The following is a 5,684-nucleotide window of genomic DNA, read 5'->3' as shown; positions in this document are numbered from 1 at the left end:
GCGCACCGGATTGTCCGCGCCCACAAAGTCTTCGATGCGCCGCGGCAGCCGTGCCTCGTACCCGCGTGCCGTGCCCTGCTTGTAGCGTCTGCCGATCATCCCCCTGACCCCTTGGTTCCGACTTGGCTGACAGTCTACGCCAGGCACCGGGCACGATCCGAATACTTGCCCAATCTCTGGAGCGGCGTCACGAGTGCGACCTTTACCGCGCGGGCGGGACGCCCACGCTCCCAAGCACGCTCGCGCTCCCGGCCTCGGTCCAGGCCCGCCGGCTGGGGTCGTACATATCCTCGACCGACGCGGGCGGCTGGGCGTAGGTGCCGGGGGTGACGGCGCGGATCAGGTAGCCGAGTTGGAACTCGGCCGGGTCATCCGCGTCGCGCTCGACGGCGGCGACGAAGCGGTCGCTGCGGAACTCCTGGTGGGCGAGGGTCTCGAGCAGGTCGAGCCCCGGGACCCTGGCGACATCGGCCGAACGCATCAGGTTGGGGTTGTCGATCTCAAGCCCCGCGGGCAGCGGGTCATCGACGATGAGGCGCGCCTGGCCCTGGGCATCCGCCCGCACCGTAACCACCGCCAGCAGCCGCTTGCCCTGCGGTACCTCGGTCAACTCGACCCGCTTGCCGTCCAGGTCATAGTAGGCGCGCTCGATGACATAGCCGTTGCCCCCGGCGGGCGGGGCGACGCGCGGCACGCCGAGCACCGCGACCATGGCGTCCACCGGCCTGGTCCCCAGGTTGCGGATCAGGACCGGGGCGGCGGCGAGGCGCGCCGCGTCGAAGCGGCCGAACCAGGCGCCCTCGACCGGCTTGCCGTCGATCTCCAGGCGCAGGCCGTCCTTGCCCTTGTTGAGTGCCTGCGCGGCGAGCAGGAGCCAGGTGTCCTCCTGGGTGCTGCGGTAGCGCGCCCGGGCGACGCCGTCCTGGACGCGGCCGACGAGCGCGCGCAGGTCCACCGAGTCGCTGCCGGACTCGGCCGCCAGGGCGAGCACGGCGGCGGCGTCGCGCAGCGTGGAGCCGTAGTCGGCACGCCAGGTCCCGGCCCCGACCAGCGGGACCGAGCGGTCCAGGTCCGCGGCGGCGGCCGTGAGCGCCGCGTCCGCCCGGGTGCGGTCGCCGTAGAGCGCCAGCGCGGCGCCCACCTGCGCCTTCGCCATGGGGCTGCCCAGGTCCTTCAGGCGCTCGTCGGCCAGGTAGCGCAGGTCGCCGATGGAGGCGCGGCCGTTGCGGGCCAGCACATAGAGCGCATAGACATCGGAGGGCGTCGGGGTGCTGTAGGCGGCGGCGTTCTTGAGGTTGTCGAGCGCGGCGTCCAGGGCCGGTTGGGGGACCTCGAAGCCGCGCTCCCGCGCCCGGGTGAGGAAGTCGGTGGCGAAGGCATCGAGCCACAGGTCCTCACCGCCCGGCGCCCAGAGGCCGAAGCGCCCGTCCGCCCCGGCATTGGCCAGGACCCGGGTGACGGCATCGCGGATGCGCGGCGGCACGGCCGGATCACCGCTCAGGCCCGCGGCCAGGGCGACCTGGTCCAGGTACAGGAGCGGCAGGGCGCGGCTCACGAGTTGCTCGGTGCAGCCGTGAGGGTAGCGGTCGAGGCCGCGCAGGATACCGGCGATGTCCAGGCGCCCGGCGCGGCTGACGGAGGCGAGCACGGCCCCGGTGCCGGTCACGAAGTCGCCCAGCAGGTCCGGGGTCAGCGTCAGGGGCGCGGCCCCGGGGGCCAGCAGGTGTGCGGTGCTGCTGAAGGTCGCGGGGGCATTGGTGCGCACGCCGAGCGTGAGACGCTTGGTCAGGACCTGGCCGGCGGGGGTCGTGACCTGGACCAGAATGGTCTCGTCGCCGATGGTATCGGCGGTCAGGGGGACCTGGACCTCGGTCCGCACGCTCGGGGCCAGGGTCAGGCGCTGGGTCGCGGCGGCGGGGTCGACCATGATGAGTCCATGCTCAGTGCTGACCGCGACCGTCACCTCACCGCCCTGGGGCGCGGCGCCCGCGGTCCCCTCGGCCTCGACCAGGGTGAGTCCGAGCAGCAGGCGGCTGCGATCGGCGGGCGCGAGGAAGCGCGGCAGGCTGGCGCTGACCACCACGGGGTCGCGCACCAGGGCGTCCGCCAGGCCGTGGCCGACGCCGACCGCGGTCCAGGCCATGGCCATGAGCCGCACGGTGCCGTTGAAGTCCGGGATCGGGACCTGGATGACGGCCTGGCCCTGATCGTCGAGCCGTACCACGCCGGAGAAATAGGCCATCAGCTCCTCGCTGGGGGGCGGGGCCAGGAGCTTGGCGAGACCGCCGTCACCGCCGGAGCGCACCACCCCGGGGGCGCCCTGCATCCGGTCGATCAACTGGCCGTAGAGGTCGCGGACCTCCAGCCCCAGGCGGCGCTGGCCGAAGTACCAGGCGTCCGGCTCCGGGGGCTTGTAGCCGGTGACATTGAGAATGCCCTGATCCACCGCGGCCAGGGTCACGAAGGCCTCGGTACCGGGCTTCAGATTGGTCACGGCCACGCGCACCGGCATGGTCCCGCGGGGGCGTTGGCCGGGCTCGACCGCGAGCTCGATGGCGAGCCGCCGCTCCTGCGGGTCCACCCCGGCCCAGGCCAGGCCGACGGCGCGCCCGGGCATCCGCCGGGCCTCCAGGTCCATGGGCCGGTAGAGGACGGCAGTGACATAGGCCCCGGGCCCCCAGTCGGCCGTGACTGGCAGGTCGAGCGTGGTGCCGGTGGCCGGGACCTGCACCGCCTGCATGGCGATCACGCGGTCGTCCACCACCATCACCAGGGCCAGACCGGGCTCGCCGCCCTGACCGCCCTGCCCCGCACGGGGTTCGATATGGACGCGCGCCCGGTTGCCGACCCGATAGGTCGCCTTGTCCAGCGACAGCTTGAGCTGGTCCGGGGTGTCCGCCGTCTTGGGGGTCACATACCAGCCGGCCTCGAAGTTCATGCTGGCGGACAGGAGCCCGTCGCCGGCCAGGCGCAGGCGGTAGGCGCCCCACTGCACCGGGGTCTCGATGCGCCCGGTGCTGCCCGCGTCCAGCTTGAGCGTGCCGCTCGCCACCCGCTTGGTGCGCTCGACCGGCTCATAGTCATAGGTGCCGTCGTCCTTGCGGTACCACTGGAAGTTGGTCTCGACCCGGTCCAGGGTCCAGGCGACCCCGGCCGCGGCGCGGCGCGCCCCGTCCTTGCCCAACGCGATCACCTCGAACCCGGCGGTCCCGCCCTCCGGGGCCTCGCCCTCGAAGGTCGGCCGCACGCCCAGGCGCGCCTGCCCGTCCAGGACCGGCAGGGTCAGGTTGCGCTCGACCGGGCGCCCGCCCGCGTCCAGCACCCGCACCGCCAGATCCGCGGTGAGGAGGCGGCTGGTGGGCACGAGTTCCGGCAGCAGGACCTGCACCAGGGCGGCGCCCTGGGCGTCCGTGGTCACCGCGTCCAGGGGCCTCTGGGTCGCCTCGGGCACGTCGTCGACCAGCCCGAAGCGGTAGCCCGGCCAGGCGGCGAGCCCGTCGGCGACCTTGACCGCGAGCTCGCCCTCCACCTGGAGCCCGGCCGCGGGGGCGCCGTAGAGGAAGCGCGCCGTGATCGGCAGGGCGGTCGCGGCGCGGGGGTCGAGCCCGGCACCGGTACCGGGGGCCGTGAGGGCGAAGTCCAGCCGCTCGGGCTCGAAGTCCTCCACCAGGAAGGTCGTCTGGCCGATCGGCTCACCCTTGGGGTCAGAGTAGGCCAGGACGCGCCAGGTGCCGCGCATGGCGCCACCGGTCAGGGCGACATCCGCCTGGTGCCCACCCAGCCCCTGGTCCTTGACCAGCAGGCGCTCGCGCTCCACCCCGTCCGGGCGGCGGATGACGAGCGTCAGGGGCAGGTCGGCGACGGCGCGCACCTGCGGGTCGCGGACCAGGGCAGTCAGGTGGACCGTCTCACCGGGGCGATAGACACCGCGCTCGGCCACCAGGAAGACATCGAGCGGCTTGGGCGCGGGCCGGCCCTCGACCCCGCGGTCGGTGAGGTCGAAGGGGGTGCGGGTCAGGTCCAGAAAGCCGTAGTCCCCGTCCGCCGCCTCCGCCGTCACCAGCAGGGGGGCATTGCCGCCGGTGCCGCGCAGCAGGCCCGGCTCGAAGCGCGCATAGCCGGCGGCGTCGGTTTCGGCGGTTCCCAGCACGTCGTTGTTGCGGGCGATGAGCCGCAGCTTGGCCCCGGCCACCGGGGCGGTGCTGGAGAGCGAGCGCACCAGGGTGTGGAGCCCATCGTTGCCGGTGAGCGCGGTGAGGCCCAGGTCCGACACCACGAACCACTGGGTGGCGGCGGACTCGCCGCACCCCTCTTCGCAGTCCTGCTGCTGCTGGCCCGGGGTCAGGGTGCGGGTGGGGCTCGCGGTCAGGGCATAGACCCCGGGTTTGAGCCCCGGCACCAGGGTCCCGACCGGGACCGCGGTCGTGACGTCCCGGTTCAACTCGGCCTGGATCTCGATGGTGCCGGTCCAGATCGTCTCGCCCGTCTGGTCGGCGATCTGCCCCGCCTCATAGCCGCTCAGCGACTTGAGGAAGGGGCCGTCCCCCAGGGCCTGGGCGATGGAGCGGTCGCCGATGCGGTAGACCTTGGCCGCCAGCCGGTCGGCGTTGACCGAGACCACCGGGATCGTCGCCTCACCGCCCCGGGGCAGGACATAGGCACGGCCCAGGAAGTGCGCCGCCGGGGTGCGGTTGCCGACCCGGATATCCAGGTCGACGCTCTTCTCCAGGGTCTCGCCGCTGGCGGCCGGCAGCCCCTTGCGGACCTGGATCGCGTAGCGTCCGCCGTGACTGACGCCATCGATACAGACCTGGCGCTCCTCCACCTCGACCGGGAACCCGGCCCCGGTGGCGGCGCCGGCCGTGGCCGCGTTCCCATCAGTGGCCTTCACGAAGTCCGCCAGGTTGGGCTTGAGCCGCGCCAGGGGCTCCGAGAATTCGATACAGATACGCGGCGTCGGGCTCTCCGCCTCCACCCGGTGCTCGGTGACGCGGAAACCGTGGTCGGCCTTGAGCTTGGCGAGATCCGCCTGCACCGCCGGATCGGTCCGCAGGGCGAGCGCGGCGGCCAGGGCACCGATGGCCGGTCGCCACTGCTCGCGGTTCTTCAGGGTCCGGCCCAGGGCCAGGAGCGCGGGGGTGCGCTGCGCCTCGGTCTGGGCCAGCAGATAGGCATTGACCGCCGCCGCGCTCGCCTGCGCCTTGCGCTGAGAACGCAGTTCATAGCCCTCGGGCGTGGCCGCCTCCAGCGCCTGCGCGAGGCCGAGCCACAGGCCCGGATCATCCGGGGCCAGCCGCACCGCCGCCGCGGCGAGCACCACCGCCTGCTCGCCGTTGCCCGTCCCGCGCGCGGCGCGGGCGGCGGCGCTGACCTCGTCCACCCCCTGCCCCTTCAGTTCCTTCGTGGACTCCGGGGGCACCAGGGCCGCGAGCCCGGCTGCCAGCTTCCTGGCCGCGTCCAGCGCGTCGGGCGGGAGGAAGCCCAGTTCCGCGGTGCGCCGCTGCGCCAGCGTCGCCGCCGCCCCCTCCAGGACCCGCCCGGAGACGGCCCCCGGGAAGGTCCGCAGGTCGCGGAACTGGTCCTTCAGGAAGCACCAGCGCGCCTTGCTGTTGTAGGTAAAGGCGCGGCAGGCCGGGGTCGCGAGACAGGCCGCGGTGCAGTCGTCCAGGGCGACGTCCTTCAAG

Annotated in this window: 1 protein-coding gene; it reads right to left on the bottom strand. The window is 73.6% G+C overall.

Going from position 1 to position 5,684, the window contains the following annotated elements:
• Positions 1–202: 202 nt before the first annotated feature.
• A partial coding sequence (locus QZY48_RS14395) for an alpha-2-macroglobulin family protein (protein WP_295431870.1) occupies positions 203–5,684 on the bottom strand: 5,482 nt, incomplete at its 5' end.

Source organism: uncultured Thiodictyon sp., assembly GCF_903828115.1.
In the GTDB taxonomy this organism is placed as follows: Bacteria; Pseudomonadota; Gammaproteobacteria; order Chromatiales; family Chromatiaceae; genus Thiodictyon.
This window is presented reverse-complemented; position numbering and strand designations above follow the sequence as displayed.